This window comes from Inquilinus sp. 2KB_23 (assembly GCF_052115705.1).
GTDB lineage: Bacteria > Pseudomonadota > Alphaproteobacteria > DSM-16000 > Inquilinaceae > Inquilinus > Inquilinus ginsengisoli_A.
Map to the genome: position 1 here is coordinate 59,861 of NZ_JBFRHF010000020.1, position 25,879 is coordinate 85,739.

At 71.0% G+C, this 25,879-nt stretch carries 19 protein-coding genes; 7 read left to right on the plus strand and 12 right to left on the minus strand.

All coding sequences use genetic code 11. The features are described 5' to 3' along the window. Window positions 1-150: 150 nt before the first annotated feature. From AB4112_RS23890 to AB4112_RS23915, 6 genes are all read right to left on the minus strand, one after another. Window positions 151-1,161 carry a LacI family DNA-binding transcriptional regulator gene (locus tag AB4112_RS23890; RefSeq protein ID WP_309792310.1) on the minus strand — a complete coding sequence of 337 codons (1,011 nt, stop codon included), beginning with the start codon at window positions 1,159-1,161 and terminating at the stop codon, window positions 151-153. An 88-nt stretch (window positions 1,162-1,249) separates the two neighbouring features. Continuing rightward, on the minus strand, window positions 1,250-1,849 hold the full coding sequence (locus AB4112_RS23895) for a sarcosine oxidase subunit gamma (protein WP_309792311.1): 600 nt from the start codon (window positions 1,847-1,849) through the stop codon (window positions 1,250-1,252). Then, the gene (locus AB4112_RS23900) at window positions 1,842-4,817 is read right to left on the minus strand and encodes a sarcosine oxidase subunit alpha family protein (RefSeq protein WP_441723430.1); all 2,976 of its coding nucleotides are present in this window, start codon (window positions 4,815-4,817) and stop codon (window positions 1,842-1,844) included. Before AB4112_RS23900 ends, AB4112_RS23895 begins: the two co-directional genes overlap by 8 nt. Continuing rightward, window positions 4,814-5,080 carry a sarcosine oxidase subunit delta gene (locus AB4112_RS23905; RefSeq protein ID WP_309792313.1) on the minus strand — a complete coding sequence of 89 codons (267 nt, stop codon included), beginning with the start codon at window positions 5,078-5,080 and terminating at the stop codon, window positions 4,814-4,816. Before AB4112_RS23905 ends, AB4112_RS23900 begins: the two co-directional genes overlap by 4 nt. Window positions 5,081-5,092: 12 nt before the next feature. Further along, window positions 5,093-6,343, minus strand: a complete 1,251-nt coding sequence (locus AB4112_RS23910; protein WP_441723432.1) for a sarcosine oxidase subunit beta family protein — start codon at window positions 6,341-6,343, stop codon at window positions 5,093-5,095. 231 nt (window positions 6,344-6,574) lie between these two features. After that, window positions 6,575-7,528: a GlxA family transcriptional regulator gene (locus tag AB4112_RS23915; protein WP_441723434.1), complete on the minus strand. Its 954-nt coding sequence runs from the start codon at window positions 7,526-7,528 to the stop codon at window positions 6,575-6,577. A 134-nt stretch (window positions 7,529-7,662) separates the two neighbouring features. Between AB4112_RS23915 and dinB the strand changes: the two genes are divergently transcribed. The 3 genes from dinB (at window position 7,663) to AB4112_RS23930 (ending at window position 10,460) form a co-directional block, all read left to right on the plus strand. Further along, window positions 7,663-8,910, plus strand: coding sequence for a DNA polymerase IV (gene dinB, locus AB4112_RS23920; protein ID WP_441723436.1), 1,248 nt, complete (start codon window positions 7,663-7,665; stop codon window positions 8,908-8,910). Window positions 8,911-9,103: 193 nt separating this feature from the next. After that, window positions 9,104-9,715: a TetR/AcrR family transcriptional regulator gene (locus AB4112_RS23925; RefSeq protein ID WP_309792318.1), complete on the plus strand. Its 612-nt coding sequence runs from the start codon at window positions 9,104-9,106 to the stop codon at window positions 9,713-9,715. Window positions 9,716-9,839: 124 nt separating this feature from the next. After that, window positions 9,840-10,460 carry a hypothetical protein gene (locus tag AB4112_RS23930; protein ID WP_441723439.1) on the plus strand — a complete coding sequence of 207 codons (621 nt, stop codon included), beginning with the start codon at window positions 9,840-9,842 and terminating at the stop codon, window positions 10,458-10,460. A gap of 41 nt (window positions 10,461-10,501) precedes the next feature. On the opposite strand, the gene AB4112_RS23935 is transcribed toward AB4112_RS23930, so the two are convergent. After that, on the minus strand, window positions 10,502-11,644 hold the full coding sequence (locus AB4112_RS23935; RefSeq protein ID WP_441723441.1) for an alpha-hydroxy acid oxidase: 1,143 nt from the start codon (window positions 11,642-11,644) through the stop codon (window positions 10,502-10,504). A 117-nt stretch (window positions 11,645-11,761) separates the two neighbouring features. Here AB4112_RS23935 and AB4112_RS23940 point away from each other — a divergent pair, with 117 nt between their 5' ends. After that, on the plus strand, window positions 11,762-13,324 hold the full coding sequence (locus AB4112_RS23940; protein ID WP_441723443.1) for a D-aminopeptidase: 1,563 nt from the start codon (window positions 11,762-11,764) through the stop codon (window positions 13,322-13,324). 22 nt (window positions 13,325-13,346) lie between these two features. Here AB4112_RS23940 and hisC read toward each other — a convergent pair whose 3' ends face one another. Further along, on the minus strand, window positions 13,347-14,414 hold the full coding sequence (gene hisC, locus AB4112_RS23945) for a histidinol-phosphate transaminase (protein ID WP_441723445.1): 1,068 nt from the start codon (window positions 14,412-14,414) through the stop codon (window positions 13,347-13,349). A gap of 143 nt (window positions 14,415-14,557) precedes the next feature. On the opposite strand from hisC, the gene AB4112_RS23950 reads away from it, so the two are divergent. Next, complete coding sequence (locus tag AB4112_RS23950; protein WP_441723447.1) at window positions 14,558-15,388, plus strand: isocitrate lyase/PEP mutase family protein; 831 nt, start codon at window positions 14,558-14,560, stop codon at window positions 15,386-15,388. A gap of 179 nt (window positions 15,389-15,567) precedes the next feature. Here AB4112_RS23950 and AB4112_RS23955 read toward each other — a convergent pair whose 3' ends face one another. Then, window positions 15,568-17,643: a M3 family metallopeptidase gene (locus tag AB4112_RS23955; protein ID WP_441723449.1), complete on the minus strand. Its 2,076-nt coding sequence runs from the start codon at window positions 17,641-17,643 to the stop codon at window positions 15,568-15,570. 338 nt (window positions 17,644-17,981) lie between these two features. Between AB4112_RS23955 and AB4112_RS23960 the strand changes: the two genes are divergently transcribed. After that, complete coding sequence (locus AB4112_RS23960; RefSeq protein WP_441723451.1) at window positions 17,982-19,028, plus strand: calcium-binding protein; 1,047 nt, start codon at window positions 17,982-17,984, stop codon at window positions 19,026-19,028. 69 nt (window positions 19,029-19,097) lie between these two features. Here AB4112_RS23960 and AB4112_RS23965 read toward each other — a convergent pair whose 3' ends face one another. Both AB4112_RS23965 and AB4112_RS23970 read right to left on the minus strand, forming a co-directional pair. Next, the gene (locus AB4112_RS23965) at window positions 19,098-19,463 is read right to left on the minus strand and encodes a YidB family protein (RefSeq protein WP_441723453.1); all 366 of its coding nucleotides are present in this window, start codon (window positions 19,461-19,463) and stop codon (window positions 19,098-19,100) included. A 72-nt stretch (window positions 19,464-19,535) separates the two neighbouring features. Beyond that, a complete protein-coding gene (locus AB4112_RS23970; RefSeq protein WP_374710593.1) occupies window positions 19,536-19,997 on the minus strand; it encodes a hypothetical protein in 462 nt (153 codons plus the stop codon). Window positions 19,998-20,160: 163 nt separating this feature from the next. Between AB4112_RS23970 and AB4112_RS23975 the strand changes: the two genes are divergently transcribed. Beyond that, window positions 20,161-21,858, plus strand: a complete 1,698-nt coding sequence (locus tag AB4112_RS23975; RefSeq protein ID WP_441723456.1) for a peptide ABC transporter substrate-binding protein — start codon at window positions 20,161-20,163, stop codon at window positions 21,856-21,858. 57 nt (window positions 21,859-21,915) lie between these two features. Here the strand turns inward: AB4112_RS23975 and putA are convergent, their stop codons facing one another. After that, window positions 21,916-25,815 (minus strand): trifunctional transcriptional regulator/proline dehydrogenase/L-glutamate gamma-semialdehyde dehydrogenase, encoded by a 3,900-nt coding sequence (putA, locus tag AB4112_RS23980; RefSeq protein WP_441723458.1) that lies wholly within the window; start codon window positions 25,813-25,815, stop codon window positions 21,916-21,918. Window positions 25,816-25,879 lie beyond the last annotated feature (64 nt).

A 25,879-nucleotide genomic window follows, 5' to 3' on the forward strand; every position in this document is an offset into this window, starting at 1 on the left:
CTCCGGTCGCAATGCCATCGCCGCGGCAAATGCCGGGCATGACAGCCTGGACGAGACGTTAGAGCAGCGCCGTGCGGCGGGGAAGCGTTGCCGGGTGAGCGACGGCCATGCGCCCGCCAGGCCTTGCCGCCGCGCCGCGAGTCCGGCGCACTATCGGATGGCGAAGCCGACCGATGCCCGGACCACAAGCTCCGGCGCCAGGGTGACGGCGGCCGGCAGCGGCGCCCCCTCCTCCAGGTGCCGCAGCACCGCCGTCGCGGCGGCGGCGCCGATCTCGGCGGCGGGCTGGCGGATGGTGGTCAGCGGCGGGAAGGTCTGGCTGGCGAATTCGATGTCGTCATAGCCGATCACCGAGAGGTCCGCCGGCACCGACAGGCCGGCATCTTGGGCGGCGTGCAGCGTGGCGATCGCCGACAGGTCGTTCAGCGCGAAGATCGCCTCGGGCCGCTCGCCCGGCGGCAGCGCGATCAGCTCTCGCGCCACCACAGCTCCGCCGGCAATGGTCAGGTCGCAGCGCCGCGTCAGCGCCTCCGGCACGCCCAGGCCGTGCGCCGCCAGCGCCGCCCGCAGCCCGTCCAGCCGCTCGATCACGCGGGGATGGTCGGCCGGGCCGGCGATGCAGCCGATACGACGGAAGCCGCGCCGGGCCAGGAAATCGCCGGCCAGGAAGCCGCCGGCCCGGGAATCGTCGTTGAACACCGACGGCACGATGCCGGCGGCAGCATCGATCGCCACCACCGGCACCTCGCGCACCTGGCCGAGGCGGCGGAAGAACTCGGGGCTGGCATGGGTGGTCATCACCACCACGGCGTCCACCCGCTTGGCGAACAGCATCTCGAGATAGCGGGCGAGATGCGCCGTCTCGTCGTCGGTGTTGCACAGCATCAGGGCGTAGCCATGGTCGAAGCAGGCGCGCTCGACCCCGCGCATGACCTCGCCGAAGAACGGGTTGGTGGTGGTGGTGACGATCATGCCGATGGTGCGGCTGCGGTTCGACTTCAGCGCCCGCGCCACATCCGACGGGAAATAGCCCAGCGCGGCGATGGCGCTGCGCACCCGCTCCGCCGTCTCGCCGCTCACCGGCCGGGTCCGGTTGATGACATGCGAGACGGTGGTGAAGGACACGCCGGCCTGCCGGGCGACGTCCTTGATCGTGACCATCACGGGCGCCTCGCGACCAACTCCGGGGGCATGTCCCAGCGTGTAGGAGCGAAGCCGCCCGGGCACAAGCCCGGAAACGCCGAAGCGGCTAGGCCTCGACCTCGCAGCCGAACTCCGCCGCCGAAGCATCGAGCCAGCGCCAGACGCTGCCGGCGAAGCCGCGGAGCACCGCGATCTCGTAGGTCGGTGCGTCGTCCAGCTGCCACAGCTGGGCGCCGACATGAGCGATCACGGTCACCGCCGCATCATCAGGGCCGAAGCCGCGCGGATGCAGGTCGAGGCCGACACCCTTGACCAGCGCGTCGCGGGCGTGGGGGCCGGAGACGCGCAGCACCGCCAGCCCGTCGCTCTGGTCGCTCACGGCCGCAAAGGCGCCGACGGCCGCGGCCAGATCCCGGACGAGGTCGCGCCCATCCTCGGCCACGGCGAGCCATTGCCCGGGGCCCGACCAGACGAAGGCCAGACCGCCCTGCTCCACCCGCTTCGGCGTGGTCGGCAGGTCCAGGCCGTACTGGGACCGGATCGCGGTGGCGAGGTCCGCGGCCCGGCCTTTGCGGGCGATCAGCCGGGCCAGGGCCAGCCCGTCACGCGGCCGGACGGTGACGCCGGCCTTATTACCCTCGGCACGGCCGTGGCGGCCGGGCACCAGGATGCCGGCGAAGGCGGATCGGGGGGTGAGGTCAGACACGCAGGCGCTCCCCATCGGGGTCGTAGAACACAGCTGACACCACCTCGACCGCGATCTCCTCGCCGCGCACCGGGTCGCAGGCGCGCAGGGTCTCGCCGATCCGCTCCGCCCCGCGGGCGAGCAGGCCGAGCCCGATCCAATGGCCCAGCATCGGCGAGAAGGCGACCGAGGTCATGAACCCCTGGTCGTTCTCGGTGGTCGCCGCCGCGCCGTCGGCGATGAAATGCGCCCCGGCCCGCAGCCGCCGCGACCGGTCCACCGGCCGGAAACCGATCACGCTGGGCCGCGCCGGATCGGCCAGCCCCGGCCGCCCGGCCAGGACCCGGCCGATATAGTCCTTCTTGGTCGACATCATGCGGCCGAGGCCGAGATCGGCCGCCGTGGTCTGGCCGTTCAGCTCGTTGCCGGCGACATGGCCCTTCTCGACCCGCATCACGCCCAGCGCCTCGGTGCCGTAGGGGGTGATGCCGAGATCCTTGCCCGTCTCCATCAGCCGCCGCACCAGTGCGTCGCCGTAGCGCGCCGGCACCGCGACCTCATAGGCCAGCTCGCCGGAGAAGGAGATGCGGAACAGCCGCGCCGTCACGCCACCGCAGACCGTCAGCTCGGCCGCGCCGAGATAGGGGAAGGCGGCGTTGCCGATGTCGAAGGGCGGGTCGACGATACGGGAAAGCAGGTCGCGTGCCCTCGGCCCGGCCACCGAGAACTGCGCCCACTGGTCGCTGACCGAGGTGAACTGGACATCGAGCTCCGGCCACAGGCACTGGTGGCAGAACTCCATGTGCTGCATCACCTTGGCGGCATTGGCCGTGGTGGTGGTGACCAGGAAGCGGTCGTCGGCCAGGCGGGAGGTGGTGCCGTCATCCATGACAATGCCGTCTTCGCGCAGCATCAGCCCGTAGCGCGCACGGCCGACCGCCAGGGTGGACCAGCCGTTGATGTAGAGCCGGTTCAGGAACTCCGCCGCATCGGCGCCCTGCAGGTCGATCTTGCCGAGGGTGGAGACGTCGCAGATCCCGACGGCCGACCGGGTCCGGCGCACCTCGCGGTTCACCGTCTCCAGCCAGTCCTTCTCCCCCGGCCGCGGGAAATACTGCGCCCGCAGCCACGCCCCGGCCTCGACGAACACCGCCCCCTGCTCCGCCGCCCAGTCATGCGACGTGGTCAGCCGGGTCGGCCGGAAGTCGCGGCCGCGGGCGTGGCCGGCGAAGGCGCCGAGCGATACCGGGGTGTAGGGCGGCCGGAACCGGGTGGAGCCGACCGCGTCGATGTCCCGCGCCGTGATCTCGGCCATGATGCCGATGGCGTTGACGTTCGAGGTCTTGCCCTGGTCGGTGGCCATGCCGAGGGTGGTGTAGCGCTTGAGGTGCTCGACCGCGCGGAAGCCCTCGCGCTCGGCCAGCTCGATGTCCTTGTCGGCGACGTCGTTCTGGAAGTCGACGAAGCGCTTGCCGCCCCCGCCCTTGACCCGCCACAGGGCGCTGACCCCGCTGGGTTCCGCCGCCACCGCCGGCAGATCGAAGGCGCCGCCGTCGAAGCCGCAATCTCTTGCGGCCTCAGCACCGGCCTTGCCGCCGCCGGAGAGGCAGCCGGCCAAGTCGAACACGCCGGCGGCGCTGCCGGCGACGGTCATGCCCGGCGGCAGGTCGCCCGGCACGAAGGCGGCGAGGCCGGCATCCCAGGCGGGACGGCCGCCGAGATGCGAGGTCAGGTGGACGTTGGGGCTGAAGCCGCCGGACATCGCCAGCAGGTCGCAGGGCAGCGTCACGGTCCGCCCGGCCGCATCCCGCACCTCGGCCGCATGCAGCCCGCGGGCGCCGCCGACCGCGCGGGTCACCACCGCCCCGGCCAGCAGCCGGGTGCCGGCATCGCGCGCCGCCCGATCCAGCTGCGCCTCCGGCCGGGCGTCGACGATCGCCTCCACCGCCACGCCCGATGCGGCGAGGTCGGCGGCGACCGCCCCGGCCGCATCGTTGTTGGCGAAGATCACCGCGCGGCGGCCAGGGGCCACGGCATGGCGGTTGAGATAGGTCCGAACGGCGCCGGCGAGCATCACGCCGGGCCGGTCGTTGTCGCCGAACACCAGCGGCCGCTCCAGGCTGCCGGCCGCCAGCACGCAGCGCTTCGCCACGATGCGCCACAGGCGCTGGCGCGGGGCGTGGGGCTCCGGCACCGCCAGATGGTCGCCGACCCGCTCGACCGCGCCATAGGTGCCGTGGTCGAACACACCGAACACCGTGGTCCGGCGCAAGATGCGCACCTCGGGCAACGCGGCCAGCTCGGCCTCGGCCGCTGCCGCCCAGTCGGGCGCCGCCCGATCGCCGACCGGCCGGCGCTCGGCCAGCAGGCTGCCGCCGAGCCGGAAACCCTCGTCGCACAGGATGACGCGCGCCCCGGACCGTCCCGCCGCCAGCGCCGCCGCCAGCCCGGCCGGGCCGGCGCCGACCACCAGCACGTCGCAATGGATGGTGGCCTTCTCGTAGTGGTCCGGGTCAGGCTCGGTCGCCGCCCGGCCCAGGCCGGCGGCGCGGCGGATCAGCGGCTCGTAGACCTTCTCCCAGAACCGGGCCGGCCACATGAAGGTCTTGTAGTAGAAGCCGGCGGCGAAGACCGGCGACAGCAGCCCGTTCACCGCCATCAGGTCGAAGCCGAGCGACGGCCAGCGGTTCTGGCTCTGCGCGTCCAGCCCGTCGAACAGCTCGACCATGGTGGCGCGGCTGTTCGGCTCTCGCCTCGCGCCGCGGCGCAGCTCGACCAGCGCGTTCGGCTCCTCCGCCCCGACCGAGAGGATGCCGCGCGGGCGATGATATTTGAACGATCGACCGGTCAATCCAACGCCGTTGGCCAGCAGGGCCGAGGCCAGGGTGTCGCCGGGATGGCCCTGGTACTCCCGCCCGTCGAAGCGGAAGCCCAGCGTCGCGGCGCGGTCGATCTGCCCGCCGGCGGGCAGGCGGAAGGGCTGGCTCATGGCTGCGCCTCCCGGCCGCGGGCGTCGACGGCGCCGAGGATGCGGTGGTCGCGGGTGTCGCGCGTCACCACCAGCCAGCTGCGGCAGCCGCCGCCATGGTACCAGTACTCGGCCAGCGCCCCGGCCGGGTTGTCGCGCAGATAGGCGTAGGCGACGAAGGCGTCGACCCCGGCATCGGGCGCCGGGCGCTGCACCGTGGCGTCGCCGAGATAGCTGAACTCCTCGGCCGCGCGCTCGCCGCAATGGGGACAGGGGATTCGCATCTGTGATGTCCCTCAGTGCAGGTTCGGCTGGGCGCCGACGCCCTTTTCGTCGATCAGGTGGCCGGTGGCGAAACGGTCCAGCCGGTAGGCGGCGTTCAGCGCATGCGGCGCGTCATGGGCGATGGTGTGGGCGAAGCACCAGCCCGAGGCCGGGGTCGCCTTGAAGCCGCCATAGCACCAGCCGGCGTTGAGGTAAAGGTTGCGCACCGGCGTCCGGTCGATGATCGGGCTGCCGTCCATCGACATGTCCATCAGCCCGCCCCATTGCCGCAGCAGGCGCAGCCGACCGAGCGCCGGCATGATCGCCAGCCCGCCCTCGACCACATCCTCGACCACCGGGAGATTGCCGCGTTGGGCGTAGGAGTTGTAGCCGTCGATGTCGCCGCCGAACACCAGCCCGCCCTTGTCGGACTGGCTGACGTAGAAGTGCCCGGCGCCGAAGGTGATGACGCCGTCGACCAGCGGCTTCAGCCCTTCGGAGACGAAGGCCTGCAGCACATGGCTCTCGATCGGCAGCTTCAGCCCCGCCAGCGCCGCGACGCGCGAGGAGTTGCCGGCACAGGCCAGCCCGACCTTGCCGGCGCGTATCCGGCCCCGGCTGGTCTCGACCCCGACCACCACGCCGTCCTCGATGGCGATGCCGGTGACCTCGCAGTTCTGGATGATGTCGACGCCGCGGCTGTCGGCGGCGCGGGCATAGCCCCAGGCCACCGCGTCGTGGCGCACGGTGCCGCCGCGGCGCTGCAGCAGCCCGCCCTGGATCGGGAAGCGGGCATTGTCGAAGGCCAGCAGCGGCGCCAGCGCCCGCACCTGCTCGCGGTCCAGCAGCTCGGCATCGACGCCGTTCAGCCGCATGGCGTTGCCGCGGCGGGCATAGGCGTCGCGCTGGGCGTCGGAGTGGTAGAGGTTCAGCACGCCGCGCTGGCTGACCATGGCGTTGTAATTGAGGTCCTGCTCCAGCCCCTCCCACAGCTTCATCGACCATTCGTAGAACGGCGTGTTGCCGGGCAGCAGGTAGTTGGAGCGGATGATGGTGGTGTTGCGGCCGACATTGCCGCCGCCGATCCAGCCCTTCTCCAGCACCGCGACATTGGCGATGCCGTGCTCCTTGGCCAGGTAATGCGCGGTGGCGAGCCCGTGGCCGCCACCGCCGACGATGATCACGTCATAGGCGGGCTTCGGCGCCGCGTCGCGCCACGCCGGCGTCCAGCCCTTCTGGCCCCGGAGGGCCTGGCCCAGCACAGAGAAGATCGAATAGCGCACGCCGTGCCTCCGTTCGGGGCCGGAGCCGCCCCCTCACCCGGAAATCCCTAGGGATTTCCGACCTCTCCCCAAGGAGAGGTAAAATCACCTCTCCTTGGGGAGAGGTCGGAACCGCGTCGGCGGTTCCGGGTGAGGGGGTGGCTCCGACCCATCCACTCCCGAGCATCCACCCGCTACCGCCCTTCGATTTGCCTCAGAGCGTCATCGGCATGTCCTGTGAAGACAAGCCGCTCACGCCGCCCGGTCCTGCGCCGGCGGAAGGCCGAAGCGCTGGCGGTAGGCGCGGGAGAAGTGGCTGGTGCTGACGAAGCCGCAGGCCAGCGCCACCTCGGTCACCGACAGCGTGGTCTGGCGCAGGTGGCGTCGCGCCGCCCGCAGCCGCAGGTCGAGATAATGCTCGGCCACGCTGCGCCCCAGACGGCCGCGGAACAGCCGCTCGAGCTGGCGCAGCGACAGCCCGGCGATATCAGCGAGGTCCTGGCGCGACAGCGGTTCCTCGATCCGCTCCTCCATCCGCGCCAGCGCCGCCAGCAGGCCGGGATGGCTGACGCCGAAGCGCCGGCGCGGGTCCAGCCGTTGCGGATCGTCGCCATGGCGCAGCTGGGTGTGCATGAACCAGTCGGCCACCGCCGCGGCCAGGGCCACGCCGTCGCGCCGCTCGATCAGCGCATGCATCAGGTCGAGTGCCGCGATGCCGCCGGAGCAGGTCAGCCGGTCGCGGTCGATCTCGAACAGGTGCCCGGTCGGCTCCAGCGCGGGGAAGCGCTCGGCGAAGGATGCCAGATGGTCCCAGTGCAGGGTGAAGCGGTGGCCGTCCAGCACCCCCGCCCTGGCCAGCAGGTAGGGCCCGCCGGAAACCGCGCCCAGCGCGGTGCCGTGCCGCGCTAGGTCGCGCAGCCGGGCCAGGGTCGGCGGATGGTCGAAGCCCTCCACGCCCGTGCCGGCGCAGACCAGCAGCAGGTCGACCTCCGCCATGCGGTCCGGCGTCCGATCCGGCGCCACGGCGATGCCGTTGGAGGCGCGCACCGGCTGCCCGTCCGGGCTGAAATGCAGCCAGCGATAGCGCTCGCGCCCACCCAGCAGGTTGGCGGCGCGCAAGGGCTCGATCGCCGCGGCATAGGGCATCAGCGGAAAGTTCGGGATCAGCAGGAAGCCGACGGTGAATGCCTCCTCCGCAGCCTGCATCCCCGTCCCTCCCCGCGCCGGTCGCCCTGGCCGAAAGGACGCGATCGAGCGGCGCCGGTCAAGCCCGCAGCTTGACAAGCGTTGGCCATTGTTCTCTATTTGTTCCGATCATGCCTTGCAGATGAACGGTCGGGATGGACACCGCAGCCACCATCCTCCACGCCGACCTGGACGCCTTCTATGCCTCGGTCGAGCAGCTGCTGGACCCGTCCCTGCGCGGCAAGCCGATCGCGGTCGGCGGCGGGGTGGTGCTGGCCGCGTCCTACGAGGCCAAGGCCTTCGGGGTGCGCGGCGGCATGCCCGGGCGGCAGGCGCGCCTGCTGTGCCCCCATCTCATCTTCGTCGACGGCCAGTTCCGGGAGTACCAGCGGCTGGGCGACGCCGCCATCGGCGTGCTCGGCGACTTCACGCCCCTGGTCGAGCGGATCTCGATCGACGAGGCCTTCGCCGACGTCGCCGGCTGCACCCATCTGTTCGGCCCGCCGGCCGAGATCGCCGCCGCCATCCGCCGCCGGGTGCGGGCGGAGCTGGGCCTGCCGATCTCGGTCGGCGTGGCGCGCACCAAGCATCTGGCGAAGATCGCCTCGCAGGTGGCCAAGCCGGACGGGCTGATGGTGGTCGACCCCGCTGCCGAGCTGGCCTTCCTGCACGATTTGCCGGTCGAGCTGATGTGGGGCGTCGGCCCGGTCACCAAGGCCCGGCTGGCCGAGACCGGCGTGCGCACCATCGGGCAGCTGGCCCAGGCGCCGGGAGGATCGCTCGAACGGCTGCTGGGCCGCGCGGCCGGCGAGAAGCTGGCGGCGCTGGCCTGGAACCGCGACCCGCGCGAGATCCGCACCCATCGCCGGGCGCAATCGGCCGGGGCCCAGTCCGCGCTGGGGCGGAAGCCGGCCGAGGAGCGGGTGTTCGTGCCGACGCTGCGCCATCTGGCGGACCGGGTCGCCACCCGGCTACGGGCCAAGTCGCGGCCCGGCCGGACGGTGACGGTGCGCGTCCGCTTCGCCGACCTGCGCTCGGTCACCCGCTCGATCACGCTCGACGCGCCGATCTCGGCGACCACGATCCTGGCCGAAATCGCCGAGGAGTTGGTGCGCACCGTGCTGGCGCAGCACCCCCAGGAGAAGACCATCTCGCTGCTGGCGATCTCGGTCTCGCATCTCGACGACCGGGCAGCGCTGCAGCTGGACCTCCCGCTCGGGCTCGACGACGAGCGGCGCCGGCCCGGCGCCCGGAAGGGCATGGCGCGGGGGAAGGCCGACCGCGCCGTCGACGCGATCCGCGACCGGTTCGGATGGGCGGCGGTCGGCTATGGCTCGGTCGCGCTGGGACGGTCCAGCTCGGTGCCCGACGCGTTCCGCGAACTCGCGGAGAAGGACCTGTAGCGCCCCGGCGACCGCAGCCTGGAACGGCTGCGCCGGATCAAGTATCACCTCAAGGTGATGGGGCCCGGCGACGAGAAAATCTGAGCCCCCTCACCCTTGACGCCCCGCCTGCCCCGGATCATTGTTCGACTGGATGGTCGGTTAATGAATGGGCGCCCCGTTCCGCGGGTCGGCAGCCAGGGCGGACGAAGCGATGCGCAAACTCGACCCCGAGAAGCACGAGGCCAGGCGCCAGCAGATCCTGCGGGCGGCGACGGCCTGCTTCGCCCGGCGCGGCTTCCACCAGACCCGCACTGCCGAGATCTGCGTCGAGGCCGGGATGAGCCCCGGCAACCTGTTCCACTATTTCGACAGCAAGGAAGCCATCATCGAGGCGCTGGTCGAGGAGGAGCGGCACGAGGCCGCCCAGATCTTCGAGCAGCTGCGCCAGGCCGACGACCTGCTGCAGGCGCTGCTCGACCTGGTCGACGTCGCCTTCGACGCGCTGGCCGACCGGTCGGAGGCGCGGCTGGCGGTCGAGATCGGCGCCGAGGCGATGCGCAACCCCCGCATCGCCGTGATGTTCGAACGGTCCGACGCCGAGACCAAGGCGGCGCTGATCGGCGTGCTGACCACGGCGGTGGCGCGCGGCCAGATCGACCCGACGCTGGACCTGCCCAGCACCGCCGGCTGGCTGATCGCCCTGTTCGACGGCATGATCAGCCGCGCCGCGATCGACCCGACCTTCGACGCTGCGGCGCAGGCGCCGATGCTGCGCCTGCTGATCGCCCGCTTCCTGCGGCCGCAGCCGGCCGCGCGCCCGTAAGCACAACGACCAGCGGCCCAACGGGAGCTCGATGCGCGATTTTCCGGTCGAGCCCCATCCCTGCCCTTGCATTCGTCCGAAAACAACGCACCATGGATGGAAAGTAGCCAAGGAGGAGGCTGCCATGGGCAACGCCCATCTGGAAAAATGGCATTCCCTGGTGGATGAATTCAGGGAAAAAGCCAGACAGCTGGAACTGGAAGAGCACAACAACTGTGCCGCCAGGACCGCTGATGACAGGGCCAAGGTCGCTGAAGCCCAGCGCTTCATGGAGACCAGCTGTATCGGCGAGGCGCTCTGCGCGCTGGTGTGGGATGTTCGCCGCTTCGCCGCCTGGACAAGCACCAACAAGCGCCTATCGATCCCGAGCGAATACAGCAACCTGCAGATCGTCGCCGACAACATGAAGGATTTTGCCGTCAGCTTCACCTACCGGGGGAAGCGCGACTACGGCATCACCTTCAAGGAGCTTTCCTTCCATTTCGATGCGAACGGCAACAGCCGCGGCGAGGCCTATCTGTCGGCCGGCGGGAAGACGGTGTTCGGTGTCTCGGCGATGAGCAAGGCCGGGGCCGAATACGACGATTGGCACCCCACCACGATCGAGGCCTTCCGGCCCGGCCATTGGATCGCCGACCTCCTGGAAATGCACGGCGGGTGCAGGCGCATGAGGGAAGCCTCATACGCGAAGATCCGGGACCAGATGACGGGCCGGAGATCGGCGATGATCTCCCTGGACGAGTAAGGCGGGGAGCCTCCTCGCGGAGGCATCCTCGATCCCCGTCCCTACCCCCGGATCACCAAGCTGCTGCGGTCGACCTTGGTGATGTCGCCGGTGCCGGTCAGCGCCATGCTGATGTCCAGCTCCTTGCGCATGATCTCCAGCGCCTTGGTCACCCCGGCCTCGCCCATCGCGGCCAGGCCGTAGAGGAAGGCCTTGCCCATCAGGCAGCCGCGGGCGCCCAGCGCCACGGCCTTGAGGATGTCCTGGCCGGACTGCACGCCGCCGTCGAACAGGATCTCGGTCTGGTGACCGATGGACTGGACGATCCCCGGCAGCGCCGAGATCGAGGACTGCGCGCCGTCGAGCTGCCGGCCGCCATGGTTCGAGACCACGACGGCGTCGGCGCCGGTCGAGGCCGCGATCTTCGCGTCATCCTCGTCCAGCACGCCCTTCAGGATCAGCTTGCCGGGCCAGATGCTGCGCACCCATTCGACGTCCTTCCAGCTCAGCGACGCATCGAACTGGCTGGCGGTCCATTCCGACAGGGTCTTCAGGTTGCCCGCGCCCTTCACCTGCCCTTCCAGATTGCCGAAGCTGCGGCGCTTGCCGAACAGCACCTTCATCGCCCAGGACGGCTTGGTGGCGATGTCGAGGGCGTTGCCCAGCGTCAGCCGCGGCGGTACGGCGAGGCCGTTCTTGAGGTCGCGGTGGCGCTGGCCCTGGATCTGCAGGTCGAGCGTCAGCACCAGGGCCGAGCATTGCGCGGCGATGGCGCGTTCGATCAGCGACTTCGAGAAGCCGCGGTCGCGCATGACGTAGAGCTGGAACCAGAACGGCTTGGCCACCGCGCCGCGCACATCTTCGATCGAGCAGATCGACATGGTCGAGAGGCAGAACGGGATACCGAAGGCCTCGGCCGCGCGAGCGCCGTGGATCTCGCCATTGCCGTGGAACAGGCCGGTCAGGCCGGTCGGCGCGATCGCCAGCGGCATGGTGACGTCCTGGCCCAGGATCCTGGTCGCGACCGAGCGCTTGTCGACATCGATCATCACCCGCTGGCGCAGCCCGATGGCGGCGAGGTCCGCCCGGTTGGCCCGCAGCGTCACCTCGTCATAGGAGCCGCGATCGGCGTAGTCGAAGATGGCCCGCGGGATGCGGCGCTTCGCCAGCGTCCTAAGGTCCTGGATATTGGTGATCGTCGGCATCGGCTTCTTCTTGGGCAAGGTTCTTATGTCTGATAAATGCCGCAGGGGCGGCTGTCACCCGCAATTCCGGCAGGGCCCATCTTTACACGACGCGGCGGCGACGCCAGGGTGGCGGCCATGAGCGACTCCCTCGACACCCGCCTGAACCGCGTCCTCGACGCCCTGCCCCGCAACTATGCCGGGCCCGGCGGCGCCGTCGCCGTGCTGCAGGACGGCGAGGTGCTGGCCCGCCACGCCTGGGGCTGGGCCAATGCCGAGCGGCGCATCCCGTTCACGCCGCAGACGCTGTTCCGGATGTGCTCGATCACCAAGCAGTTCACCTGCGGCCTGGTGTTGGACGCCTTCCCCGACCCGACCGTGCTGGACGACGACGTCCGCGGCCGCCTGCCGCTGCTGGAGCAGGCGGCGCCCGGCGCCCTGCACCTGTGCCACAACCAGTCGGGCCTGCGCGACTACTGGGCGGTGGCGATGCTGCACGGCTCGCCGGTCGAATCGCCCTTCGGCGACACCGAGGCCGCCCGCGTCATCGCCGGCACCCGGACGCTGCACTTCACGCCGGGCACCCGCTACTCCTACGTCAACCAGAACTTCCGCATCCTGTCGGACATCGTGCAGGAGCGCACCGGCCGCAGCTTCGCGGAGCTGCTGCGCACCCGCATCTTCGACCGCGCCGGCATGGGCAGCGCGGTGCTGGCCGCCGACACCCGCGCCATGCCCGATGGCACCGAGGGCTATGAAGGCACCCAGGCCGGCGGCTTCCGCGCGGCGGAGAACCGCATCCTGTGGACCGGCGACGCCGGGCTGGGCGCCAGCCTGGACGACATGATCGCCTGGGAACGCCACATCGATGCCTCCCGCGACGACCCGGAGGCGCTGTACAGCCGCCTGTCCGCCCCGGTCGGCTTCGCCGACGGCGCCCTCGCCCCCTATGGCTTCGGCCTGAGCCGGGGCGCCGAGTTCGGCCGCGCCGTCATCGGCCATGGCGGGGCGCTGCGCGGCTGGCGCAGCCATCGCCTGTACGTGCCGTCGGAGCGCGTCTCGATCGTCGTGATGTTCAACCACCTGGCCGATGCCAGCGCCGCGGCGGTCGACCTGCTGGCCGCCGTGCTGGGCGAGACCCGGCCGCAGCCCGCCGCCGGCCTGCCGGCGCCCGAGTGGCTGGGCAGCTACATCGAGCCCGAAACCGGGCTGTCCGCGCGCATCGACGCGGCGACCGAGGGCCGGGTTCGGCTGCGCTACGGCCATTCGGCGGAGCGGCTGGACCTGCAGGGCGACGGCAGCGCCGGCAACGGCCGGACCCGGCTGCGCGCCGGCGAGGGCGGGCTGTGGATGGACCGGCCGCAGGAGAACCAGAGCACGCGCCTGATCCCCTGCAACGGCACGCCCATGACCGATATCGCCGGCCGCTACCGCTGCGACGAGCTGGCGGCCGAGCTGGAGGTCGCCGATGCCGGCGGCACGCTCTACGGCGGCTTCTCCGGCTTCCTCGGCCAGGGCCGGATGGAGCTGCTGGACCCGGTCGGGCCGGATGCCTGGGCCCTGCCCTGCCCGCGGGCGCTGGACCACACCCCGCCCGGCGACTGGACTCTGAGCGTCCGGCGCGACAGCGCCGGCCGGGCCGAAAGCGTCGAGGTCGGCTGCTGGCTGGCCCACGGCCTGCGCTACGAACGGGTCGCCTGAGGGGCGCCGCGCCGGAAAGGCGTCAGGCCGGCGGATCGACCAGTTCGGCCAGGCCGGCCACCAGCCGGTCGCACTCCGCATCGGTGCCGATGCTGATGCGGAGATGATCCTGGATCGGTGGCCTGGCGAAGCGCCGCACCAGGATCGACCGCGCCCGCAGCCCGGCCGCCAGGGCCTCACCCGAGGCCGTGGCGTGGCGGGCGAACAGGAAGTTCGCGGCCGAGGGCAGCACGCCGAAGCCCAGGCCGCGCAGGGCCCCGGCCAGGCGTTCCCGGCTGGCGACGACCCGGTCGCGCTGCGTCTCGAACCAGCCGCGGTCCTCCCAGGCGGCGACCGCCCCGGCGATGGCCAGGCGGTCCAGCGGGTAGGAGTTGAAGCTGTCCCGCATCCGCTCCAGCGCCTCGATCAGCGGCCGCTGGCCGATGGCGAAGCCGACGCGCAGCCCGGCGAGGCTGCGCGATTTCGAGAAGGTCTGCACCACCAGCAGGTTCGGGTGCCGCGGCACCAGTTGCACCGCGCTCTCCGCCCCGAAATCGACATAGGCCTCGTCGATCACCACCGGCTGGTCGGGATGGTCGTGCAGCAGCGCCTCGATCTCCTGAAGCGGCAGGGCGCTGCCGGTCGGGGCGTTGGGGTTCGGCAGGATGATGGCGCCGCAGGGCTGCCGGAAATCCGCGACGCGGACCTGCAGGCCGTCGCCGACCGGCACCTCGCGGAAGGCGATGCCGTACAGCCGGCTCCAGCTCGGGTAGAAGCTGTAGGTCACACTGGGGAACAGCAGCGGCGCGTCGTGCTTCAGCAGGGCGGCGAAGCTGTGCGCCAGCACCTCGTCCGAACCGTTGCCGACGAACACCTGGTCGGGGTCGACCCCATGGCTGCGGGCGATCGCCGTGCGCAGCCGCAGCGCGGTCGGGTCGGGATAGAGGCGCAGCGCATCCGTCGCCGCCTCGCGGATCGCCGCCAGGGCCTGCGGCGACGGGCCATAGGGATTCTCGTTGGTGTTGAGCTTGACCAGGTCGGGCAGCACCACCTGCTCCCCCGCGACATAGGGGGTCAGGCTGCTGACGACGGGGCTCCAGAACCGGCTCATTCCACTGTCCATCCGATGCGGTCCCGCCACTGTAGCAACCCGGGCGCCGCACCGGCAGCGACCGAGTGTCCCGCCCCTGCCATGCCTTGACCGATCCGGAACAAAAGACGAACCTGTTCGCCACACCCGATCCGGAGGTTCCGATGCCGACCCAGACCGAAAAGGCCCTCGCCTTCCAGCGCCTGCACGCACGCCCCGGCGCCTTCGTCATCCCCAACCCGTGGGATGCCGGCACCGCGCGGCTGCTGGCCGGGCTCGGCTTCGAGGCGCTGGCGACCACCAGCGCCGGCTTCGCCTTCACCCTGGGCCGCAACGACGGCGCCGGCCGGATCAGCCGCGACGAGATCCTGGCGAATGCCCTAGATATCGTCGAGGCCACCGACCTGCCGGTCTCCGCCGACCTCGAAGGCGGCTTCGGCGATGCGCCGGAGGCGCCGGCCGAGACCATCCGCCGGGCCGCCGCGGTCGGGCTGGTCGGCGGCTCGATCGAGGATTCGACCGGCCGGGACGCCGACCCGATCCACGGCTTCGACCTGGCGGTGGAGCGGGTGCGGGCGGCGGTCGCGGCCGCGCGGTCCCTGCCCTTCCCCTTCACCCTGACGGCACGGGCCGAGAACTTCCTGCACGGCCGCCCCGACCTGGCCGACACCATCCGCCGGCTGCAGGCCTTCCAGGAGGCCGGGGCCGACGTGCTCTACGCCCCCGGCCTGGCCAGCCTGGACGACATCGCCGCCGTGGTGGGCGCGGTCGACCGCCCGGTCAATGTCGTCATGGGCCTGGTCGGCGCGCGCTTCACCGTCGACCAGCTCGCCGCAGTCGGCGTGCGGCGCATCAGCGTCGGCGGATCCCTGGCCCGGGCGGCACTCGGCGCCTTCCTGCGCGCGGCGCGAGAGATCCACGACGAGGGCAGCTTCGGCTACGCCGCCGACGCGGTGCCGCACAAGGAGCTGAACGGGCTGTTTTCAGGTCGGTAACCGCGATCTGCTGGGATTGATGACGAGATAACGTGTTGCCCTCTCCCGCCTGGCGGGAGAGGGCGGGCTCGCATCGCGAGACCGGGTGAGGGTTGGTCCCGGCCTCGACAAAACCCCCTCACCCGGAGCCGCTTCGCGTCTCCGACCTCTCCCGCAAGCGGTGGAGGCGACGCAAATGTTCAGGCCGCCTCGACCAGGCCGCGCTTGCGCAGCAGCGCAGCCGGCTCGGGCGGACGGCCGCGGAAGTCCTGATAGGCCTTGGCCGGATCCTGGAGGTAGCCGGCGGAGTAGACGAAGTCGCCCAGCCGCTTCGCCACATCGGGGTCGAACACGTCGCCCGCCTCCTCGAAGGCGCCGAAACCGTCGGCGTCCAACACCTCGGACCAGAGGTAGCTATAATAGCCGGCGGAATAGCCGCTGCCGGCGAAGACGTGCTGGAAATGCGGCGGCCGGTGGCGCATCGCGATCGCCGCGGGCATACCGATCTTCGCCAGCGACTCGCGCTCGAACGCCGCCGGGTCGGCCGCGTCGGCGCCGGCTGCGTGGAAGTCGAGGTCGACCAGGGCGGAGGAGATGAACTCCACCGTGGCGAAGCCCTGGTTGAAGGTGCGCGCCGCCAGCAGCCGGCGCAGCAGGTCCTCCGGCATCGGCTCGCCGGTGCGGTAGTGCAGCGCGTGGCGGCGCAGGATCTCCGGGCGCTCCAGCCAGTGCTCGTAGAGCTGCGACGGGAACTCGACGAAGTCGCGCGCCACGTTGGTGCCGGAGATCGAGGGGTAGGTCAGGTCGGACATCAGCCCATGCAGGCCATGGCCGAATTCGTGGAACAGGGTGCGGGCGTCGTCGAAGCTCAAGAGGCTCGGCGTGCCCTCCGCCGCCTTGGCGAAGTTCATGACGTTGACGATGATCGGCCGGACCTCGCCGTCGAGCTTGTCCTGCTCCCGGATCGCCTCCATCCAGGCGCCGCTGCGCTTCGAAGGCCGGGCGAAATAGTCGCCGTAGAACAGGCCGACCAGCTGGCCGTCGCGGCCGGTGACCTCCCAGGCCCGCACGTCGGGGTGCCAGACCGGGACGTCGTGCCGCTCGGCGAAGGACAGGCCGAACAACCGGTGCGCGGTGTCGAAGGCGGCCTCGATCATGCGGTCGAGCTGCAGGTAGGGCTTGAGCTCGCTCTCGTCGAGGTCGTATTCGGCCTTGCGCTGCTGCTCGGCGTAGTAGCGCCAGTCCCAGGCGGCGATCTCGAAATTGCCGCCCTCGGCCGCGGCCAGCGCTTGCAGCGCCTCCTGCTCGCGCAGGGCCCGGGCGCGCGCCGGCGTCCACACCGAGCGCAGCAGATCCAGCGCCGCCTCGGGCGTCTTCGCCATGGTGTCGTCGAGGCGGAAATGGGCATAGCTGGGATAGCCCAGCAGCTTGGCCTGCTCGGCCCGCAGCGCCACGGTCTCGGCGATGATCGGGCGGTTGTCGGCGGCCGCGCCCTCGCCGCGGGCCAGCCAGGCCTTGAACGCGGTCTCGCGCAGGTCGCGCCGGGCGGAGAACTGCAGGAACGGCTCGATGCTCGACCGGCCCAGGGTGATGGCGTGCTTGCCGGCCAGGCCGCGGGCGGCCGCGCTTTCGGCGGCGGCGTCGCGCAGCTCCGGCGGCAGCCCGGCCAGGTCGGCCTCGCCGTCCAGCACCAGGGCATAGGCCTTCTCGTCGGCCAGCACGTTCTGGCCGAACTGGGTGCCCAGCGTGGCCAGGCGTTCGCCGATCTCCGCCAGCCGGCGCTTGGCCGGCTCGTCCAGCCCGGCGCCGCTGCGGGTGAAGCCGATGTGATAGCGCTCCAGCACCCGGTCCTGCTCCGGCGTCAGGCCCAGCGCGGCGCGGCGGGCGAACAGCGCGTCGACCCGGCGGAACAGCGCCGGGTTCAGCTGGATCGCGTTGCGGTGGCGGGCCAGCAGCGGCGCGATGTCTCGCTCCACCGCCTCCAGCGCGTCGTTGCTGTGCGCGGAGGTCAGGTTGAAGAAGGCGGCGGCGACCCGGCTCAGCGTCCGGCCGCCGCGCTCCAGCGCCGCGATGGTGTTCTCGAAGCTGGGTTCCGCCGGGTTGCCGGCGATGGCCTCGACCTCTCGCAGATGTTCGGCCAGCGCGGCATCGAAGGCCGGGCGGAAATGCTCGGTCGCGATCTCGCCGAAGGGCGGGCTGCCGAACGGCGTCGCCCAGGGCGCGAGCAGGGGGTTTCCGGCGGTCTGCGGCGACGGGGTCGGCTGGTCTGCGCTCATCTTGGGCACCGGCTGGTGATCGGGAGGCGTTGGGCCGGCCACACTAGCAGAGGATGGCCGCGGCGTGTCAGCCACCGTCTCGACGCCCCGGGCAGGCGGCAGGATCGTTCGCCATCGGCTTCAAATCTTGTTTCTTTGGATAGTGATGAAAGATTTAAAATCTTACCGATCTCGATTTCCTGCTGGACTCAGTGGATTCGCACCCTCGTCAAGCAGGATATGGCCGTGAATACAGTCGAAATGCGATGGCGATGCCCTTGATCGGCCGATAGCATAAGATCGTATTCTCAACGGCGGTCGCCGGCCCCTGATGTCCGGCCACCGAACAGGGGCTCCGCATGACCACGCTGACAGTGAACGCGCCGAACGGCATCGCCGGCGCCGGGTTTTCGTTCGAGGCTCTGGGGTCGCTGGATTTCGGCCATCCGCACGTCGCCTCCATCACCACCACCCAGGCCCATCTCGATTTCGACGGCGTGTCCGCCACGCTCACCGGCGTCGGCCTTGGCTTCGGCCTGTTCGGCATCACCGGAATCGTCACCGGGATGGTGCTGTCCCAGGCGGGCAGCGCGATCGTCACGCTGACAGGCTTCTCGATCACGGCCGCGGCCGCCTATTCGGCGATCAGCAACGGCGACCTTTCGGGCCTCGCCATCACCCTGTTCGCCGGCGACGATTCGCAGACCGGGTCGCAGAAGGCCGACACCTTGTCCGGCCTGGCCGGCAACGACATCCTCAGCGGGCTCGCCGGCAACGACACGCTCGAAGGCGGCGTCGGCTACGACACGCTGCGCGGGGGTGCCGGGGCGGACCACCTGGTCGGCGGGGCCGGCATCGATTCGGCGATCTACAGCGAAAGCGCGGTCGGCGTGACCGTCGACATCGCCGCCGGCACCGGCCTCGGCGGCAACGCCCAAGGCGACGTGCTGAGCGGGATCGAGAACCTCTACGGCAGCGCCGGCAACGACGTGCTCAGCGGCGGGGCCACGGCCAACGGGCTGGTCGGCGGCGCCGGCAACGACGTGCTCGACGGCCGCGCCGGCAAGGACACGCTGATCGGCGGCGCCGGCGCCGACCGCTTCGTGTTCTCGTCGGCCGCGCACAGCGTGGTCGGCGCCAATGCCGACCGGATCACCGATTTCAGCCATGCCGAGGGCGACAGGATCGACCTGCACCTGATCGACGCCAACGCCGCCGCTGGCGCCAACCAGGCGTTCCACTTCATCGGCACCGGCGCCTTCACCCACCATGCCGGCGAGCTGCGTTATGCCATCGCCGGCGGGGTCACCACCATCTCGGGCGATGTCGACGGCAACGGCACCGCCGATTTCAGCGTCGCCCTGACCGGGTCGGACGCCCTCGTCGCCGGCGATTTCGTGCTGTAGTCGGGCCCCCCCAAACGACCAATCCCCGCCGGCCGGCGGGGATTGCTGCAGGTCAAGCCGAGGCAAGCCTCAGGCGGTCGCCGCCGGCGGCGGCAGCGTCCCGTTCGGCGTGGCGTGGTCCACCGCCGCGGGCAGGTGCTGCGACAGGAAGGCCAGGACCTTGTCCGCCGGGATGCCGAGCGAGGCCGCGATCTGCTGGACGTGCTGGTCGCCCAGGGCGGCCTGGATCTGGGCGCCGCTGATCGGCAGGTTGCCGCCGGTGCCGACCCAGGAGCTGACCTGGGAGCCGAGGCCGCCGGCCTGGAGCTTGGCCAGGATGCCCTGCATCCCGCCCGCCTGGGTCAGGGCGTTGGACAGCAGCGCCGGAATGCCTTCCGGCGCCTCGCGGGCCACGAGGTCGCCGAAGGCGCCCTTGATGTTGTCGAACAAGCTCATGATCGACTCCCTGTCGCTGCGCGATCGGGTGGGGCGGCGCCGCTCCGTGGAACGGCGCCGCCGGATAGAGGATCAGCCCTTCAACCGGGTGTTGCACTGGCTGTAGTAGCCGCCGCCCTTCTCGATCCAGCGGAGGCCGCCGTTGCCGTTGGTGGCCTTGTTGGCGTTGTACTGGTCGAGGCAGGTGTGCATCCGCGCCTTGCCTGCGGATTCGGCCGAATACTTCGCCGACACCGCCGACGGGAACACGGCGCTTCCCGCCGCGGCGGGGGCTGCCGGAGCCGCTGCTGCGGCGGCCGGGGCCGGCGCGGCAGCCGCGGGTGCTGCGGCGGCCGGGGTCGCATCGGTGCCGCATTCCGCCTTGCGGAAGTCGTTCCACTTCATGCCGTTCAGCGTACCGGCCGTCTGCGCAGCCTGATACTTCGCACTGCATTCCTGCATGGTCAGCGCCTGGGCCGGCGCCATGGCGACGAATGTCGCGCCGGCGGCCAGCACGACCGCGCCGAGACCACTCACCATCGCTCGATTGAACATCAGCACTCTCCGTGACCGAGGACCGGGATGCCATCGCGGCGCCGATGGGCGCCAAGTGGCGATAGTAACACTTTATGTCGCACGGCGTTCCAAGAATTCGCGGGATTCCGCAGTTGCGAAACTCGCAGCGGACGACCCGGAACTTGGCCGTGACTTTGCGCCCGTGGCCTTCGACACTAATGTCAGCCGTCGGGCTGTGCGCGAGGGGGCCGGCATCGACAACGGCCTGCCGCTGCGGCTCGCCGAAACCGAGGGAGGACTCATGTATCGCTTCGTCAGGGCTCTGGCACGCGGGCTGGTGTTCGCGGTTTTGTTCGGCAGCGTCTCCAGTGCCGCCCTGGCCGAGATGGTCCTCAACAAGGGCAATGGCGATGATCCCAAGACCTTCGACCCGCAGCGGATAGGGGTCCTCGCGGAGGCCGCCGTCACGGCGGATCTGTTCGAAGGGCTGATGGCCTACGGCGCCGACGGCACCCCGGTGCCGGGCATGGCGGAAAGCTGGACGGTCGCCGATGACGGCCTGACCTACATCTTCAGGCTGCGTGCGGATGGGAAGTGGTCGGATGGCACGCCGGTCACCGCGGCCGATGTCGTCTTCGGCTGGCAGCGCCTGGTCGATCCGGAGACCGCCTCGCCCTATGCCACCTATCTGGACGGGGTGGTGAACGCGAGGGATATCCGGACCGGCGCCAAGCCGCCCACAGACCTCGGTGCCCAGGCAATCGACGCCATCACCCTGAAGGTTCGGCTGGTCGCGCCCGCGCCCTACTTCGTGACATCCCTCACCCATCCCGCGACCTCGGCGGTCAGCCGCGCCAGCGTCAAAAGGTTCGGGGCCGATGCGTTCAAGCCCGGCAATCTGGTCTCGAACGGCGCCTACATGCTGGCCGAAGCCGCGCCACGGGATCACGTCAAGCTGACCCGCAACCCGCATTTCCATGATGCCGCGTCGATCCGCATCGATACGGTGATGATCTACCCGACCGAGGATGCAGATGCCGAACTGCGCCGTTTCCGGGCCGGCGGGCTGGACGTGACCTATGATCTGCCGGGCCAGCAGGTCGAGGCCCTTCGGCAGGCGAATCCAGGCCAGATCCACATCACGCCGTACCTGGGCACCTACTACTACGCCTACAACCTGACGCATGAACCGTGGCGCAGCAGCCGCGAGCTGCGCGAGGCCCTGTCATTGGCGATCGACCGCGACTTGCTGGTCACCCGCGTCACACGTGGCCGGGAACTGCCGGCCTACAGCTTCGTGCCGCGGGGCACCCTCAATTTCCCCAGCTGGCAACCCGATGCCGCGAGGCTGACGCAGGCCCAACGCGATGCCAAGGCCAAGGAGCTGTTCGCCAAGGCAGGCTATGGTCCCGACAGACCCCTGAAACTGGAGCTCTTCTACAACGTCAGCGAGAACCACGAACGGATGGCCCGGGCGATTGCCGAGATGTGGCAGAAGAAGCTGGGGGTCGTCGTCGAATTCCGGACCCAGGAGTGGGGGCCGTTTCGGGCGACATTCGACGGGCGGCGGTTTTCCGACATCGCGCGCAACGGCTGGGTCGGCGACTACAACGACGCTTACAGTTTCCTGCAGCTTGGGACGGGCGGCTCACCACCCTTGAACGGAACGGGCTATGCCAATCCCAAATATCGCAGCCTGATCGCCCGGACGGCCACGGAGACCGATCCCGCGCGGCGCGGCCAACTGCTGCAGCAGGCCGAGAGGATCATGATCGACGATCTGCCGATCATCCCGATCTACCACTACGCCAGCAGGCATGCGGTCTCGCCGGCCGTGAAGGGCTGGGTGGATAACGTGCAGGACTTCCATCTGGTGCGCTGGCTGTCGATCGAGCGCTGAGCGACAGCGCCCGTCGCGGGTCGGGCTCGCCTCTGGCGGCCCGACACCCCGGACGCCTCACCCGATCGTCATCAGGCTGGCGTTGCCGCCGGCCGCCGCGGTGTTGTTGCTGACCGACCGCTCCAGCAGCAGCCATTCCAGGGCGTAGCCGGCGCGGCCGGAGGCGAGGTCGTCGCGGGCCGCCCCCTGGACCGGCACCAGCGGGCCCGGACGCGCCGCCACCGCCTGGTTCAGCGCATGCAGCGCATCGCTGTCGCCCTCGAACAGCACGGCATCGGCCGCCGCCGCAGCCCAGTCGTCGCTGCGCGACAGCAGCGGCTTCAGGGACTGCGGCACGGCGCCGAGCACTGTCTTCGCGACGTCCGCCGGGGCCGAAAGCACAACCTTGTTGCCGGTCGCCAGCGCCGCGCCGACCTGCAGCGCGGCGCCCGCCGCACTCTGGGCGATGCACAGCACCGTGCCGCGCGGCTCCAGGCTGTAGCTGTTCTTCTCGCCGACCGGGCCGGGCAGGTCGAGCGTCACGCCCAGCGGGCTGCGCGCCTCATAGCCGGCGACGCGCTCGGCCTCCGCCCCCTGCCCGATCGACCGCAGATGGAACACCCACTCCCGCAGCGCGTGGAAGCGCTTGTCGCCCACCTCGGCGCCGGCCGGGTCGGCCGCCACCGGGCCGGCCTCGGGCCGGGTCGAGAGCAGGCGGTACAGGTACATCGGGCCGCCGGCCTTGGGGCCGGTGCCGGACAGGCCGTGGCCGCCGAAGGGCTGCACCCCGACCACCGCGCCGATCAGGTTGCGGTTGACGTAGACATTGCCGGCGCCGATGCGGTGCGAGACGCGGGCGATGGTCTCGTCGATCCGGGTGTGGACGCCGAAGGTCAGGCCGTAGCCGGTGGCGTTGATGGCGTCGAGCAGCTGGTCCAGCTGGCTGCGGCGCCAGCGCAGCACATGCAGCACCGGCCCGAACACCTCGCGCTTGAGGTCGGCGATGCCGTCGATCTCGATCAGGGTCGGCGGCACGAAGGTGCCGTGTTTCGCGGCCTCCGGCAGCGGCAGCTGCTGGACCTTGCGGCCCTTGGCCCGCATCGCCTCGATGTGCCCGTCGATGATGCCCTGCGCCTCGCCGGTGATCACCGGGCCGACATCGACCGCCAGCCGGTCGGGGTTGCCGATCGACAGCTCCGCCATCGCCCCCTTCAGCATGGTCAGGACGCGGTCGGCCACATCCTCCTGCACGCACAGGATGCGCAGCGCCGAGCAGCGCTGGCCGGCGCTGTCGAAGGCCGAGGCCAGCACGTCGCCGACCACCTGCTCCGGCAGCGCCGACGAGTCGACGATCAGCGCGTTCTGGCCGCCGGTCTCGGCGATCAGCGGGATCGGCCGGCCCTCCGGGTCCAAGCGATCGGCTAGCACCTTCTGGATGATCTTGGCGACCTCGGTCGACCCGGTGAACATCACGCCGCGGGTGCGGGCATCGGCCACCAGCCGCGCCCCGACCGGGCCGGCGCCCGGCACCAGCTGCACCGCGCCGGCCGGCACCCCAGCCTCGCGCAGGATCCGCACCGCGGCGGCGGCGATCAGCGGCGTCTCCTCCGCCGGCTTGGCCAGCACGGTGTTGCCGGCGGCCAGCGCCGCGGCGACCTGGCCGCTGAAGATCGCCAGCGGGAAGTTCCACGGGCTGATGCAGACCACGGGGCCGAGCGGCCGGTGGGTGTCGTTGGAGAAGCCGTCGCGCACCTGGGCGGCGTAGTAGCGCAGGAAGTCGACCGCCTCGCGCACCTCGCCGACCGCGTTGGACAGGGTCTTGCCGGCCTCGCGGATGATGGTGCCGAGCAGCGCCGGCATCCGTGCCTCCATCAGGTCGGCGGCGCGCATCAGGCAGGCGGCGCGGTCGGCCGGCGGGGTGGACTGCCAGATCGGCGCCGCGGCGGCGGCCTGGGCCATGGCCTCGTCGACCTGCTCGGCCGAGGCCTCGACCACATGGCCCACCAGGTCGCGCCGGTCGGCCGGGTTGCGGACCTCCTTTGCAGGTCCGTCGCGGTCGCCGTCGCCCAGCATCGGCACGGCGCGGACCACGGCGTCGGCGCCCGACAGCAGCGCGGCCGAGAGCGAGGCCAGCCGCTGTTCGTTCGACAGGTCGATGCCGGCGGAGTTTTCCCTGACATCGCCGAACAGGCCGCGCGGCGAGGCGATCCGGGCGTGCGGCGCGCCCAGCGGCTGCACCTTGCGCGCCGCCTCGACCGGGTCGCCGATCAGCTCGTCGACCGAGACATCGGGGTCGCCGATGCGGTTGACGAAGGACGTGTTGGCGCCGTTCTCCAGCAGGCGGCGGACGAGATAGGCCAGCAGCGTCTCATGGGTGCCGACCGGCGCGTAGATCCGGCACGGCCGGTCCAGCTTCTCGCGGCCGACCACCTCCTCGTACAGCCCCTCGCCCATGCCGTGCAGGCACTGGAACTCGTACTGGCCGCGATAATAGTTCTCGCCGGCCATCTTGTAGATGGTCGCCAGGGTCTGGGCGTTGTGGGTGGCGAATTGCGGGAAAACGGCATCCGGCGCCGCCAGCAGCTTGCGGGCGCAGGCCAGGAAGGAGACGTCGGTGTAGATCTTGCGGGTGTAGACCGGGAAGCCCTCGAGCCCGTCGACCTGGGCGCGCTTGATCTCGCTGTCCCAGTATGCGCCCTTGACCAGCCGCACCATCACCCGGTGGCCGCTGCGCCGGGCGAGGTCGACGATGTAGTCGATCACGAAGGGGCAGCGCTTCTGGTAGGCCTGGACCACGAAGCCGATGCCGTTCCAGCCGGCCAGCGCCGGGTCGAAGCACAGCGCCTCCAGCAGGTCGAGCGACAGCTCCAGCCGGTCGGCCTCCTCGGCGTCGATGTTGAGGCCGATGTCGTAGCTGCGGGCCAGCACCGCCAGCGCCGTCAGCCGCGGCAGCAGCTCGGCCTTCACCCGGTCGGCCTGGGCGCGGGAATAGCGCGGATGCAGGGCCGACAGCTTGATCGAGATGCCCGGCCCCTCATAGATGCCCCGCCGCTCCGCCGCCTTGCCGATGGCGTGGATCGCCTGCTCGTAGTCGCGCAGGTAGCGGTCGGCATCGGCCGCGGTGGTCGCCGCCTCGCCCAGCATGTCGTAGGAGTAGCGGAAGCCGCGGGCCTCCAGCTTGCGGCCGTTGGCCAGCGCCTCGGAGATGGTCTGGCCGGACACGAACTGCTCGCCCATCATCCGCATCGCCATGTCGACGCCCTTGCGGATCAGCGGCTCACCGCCGCGGCCGATCAGCCGGGTCAGGGCGGCGGACAGGCCGGCCTCGCTGCTGGTGGTCACCAGCTTGCCGGTCACCACCAGGCCCCAGGCGGCAGCGTTGACGAACATCGACGGGCTCTGCCCGACATGGGACTGCCAGTCGCCGGACGAGATCTTGTCGCGGATCAGCGCGTCGCGGGTGGCGCGGTCGGGGATGCGCAGCAGCGCCTCGGCCAGGCACATCAGGGCGACGCCCTCATGGCTCGACAGCGAGAACTCCTGGATCAGCCCCTCGACGCCGCCGCCGACGCCCTTGGCGCGCAGCGCCTCGACCAGGGTGCGGGCGATGTCGCGGGCGCCGTCGGTCACCGGCTTGGGCAGGGTGGCACCGGCCAGGATAAAGGGCAGGCACTCCTCCTCCGGCCGGCGATAGGCGGCGGTGATCTTGGCGCGCAGCACGGTCTGCGGTTGCACCGACTGGGCGAAGTCGAGGAAGGGCTGCGGCCCGGCCGTCTCCGCGGCGGCGCCTTCGACCAGGTCGACACCGTCGGCATCCTCAGGCCCGCCGAAGCTCTCGCCACGCTCGACCCGGTCGAGCATCGCCAGCATGGCCTGCTTGACCAGCCAGTGCGGCGTCCGCCCCTGCTTCTCCGCCGCCGCCTTCAGCCGCGTGCGCAGATCATCGTCGATCTTGATCCCGAAGGTGGTGTTGGCCATGACCCCTGCCCGTCCGGTTGCACCTAATTGGTCCGATCGGTAGCACCGATTTCGTCAGAGGTGC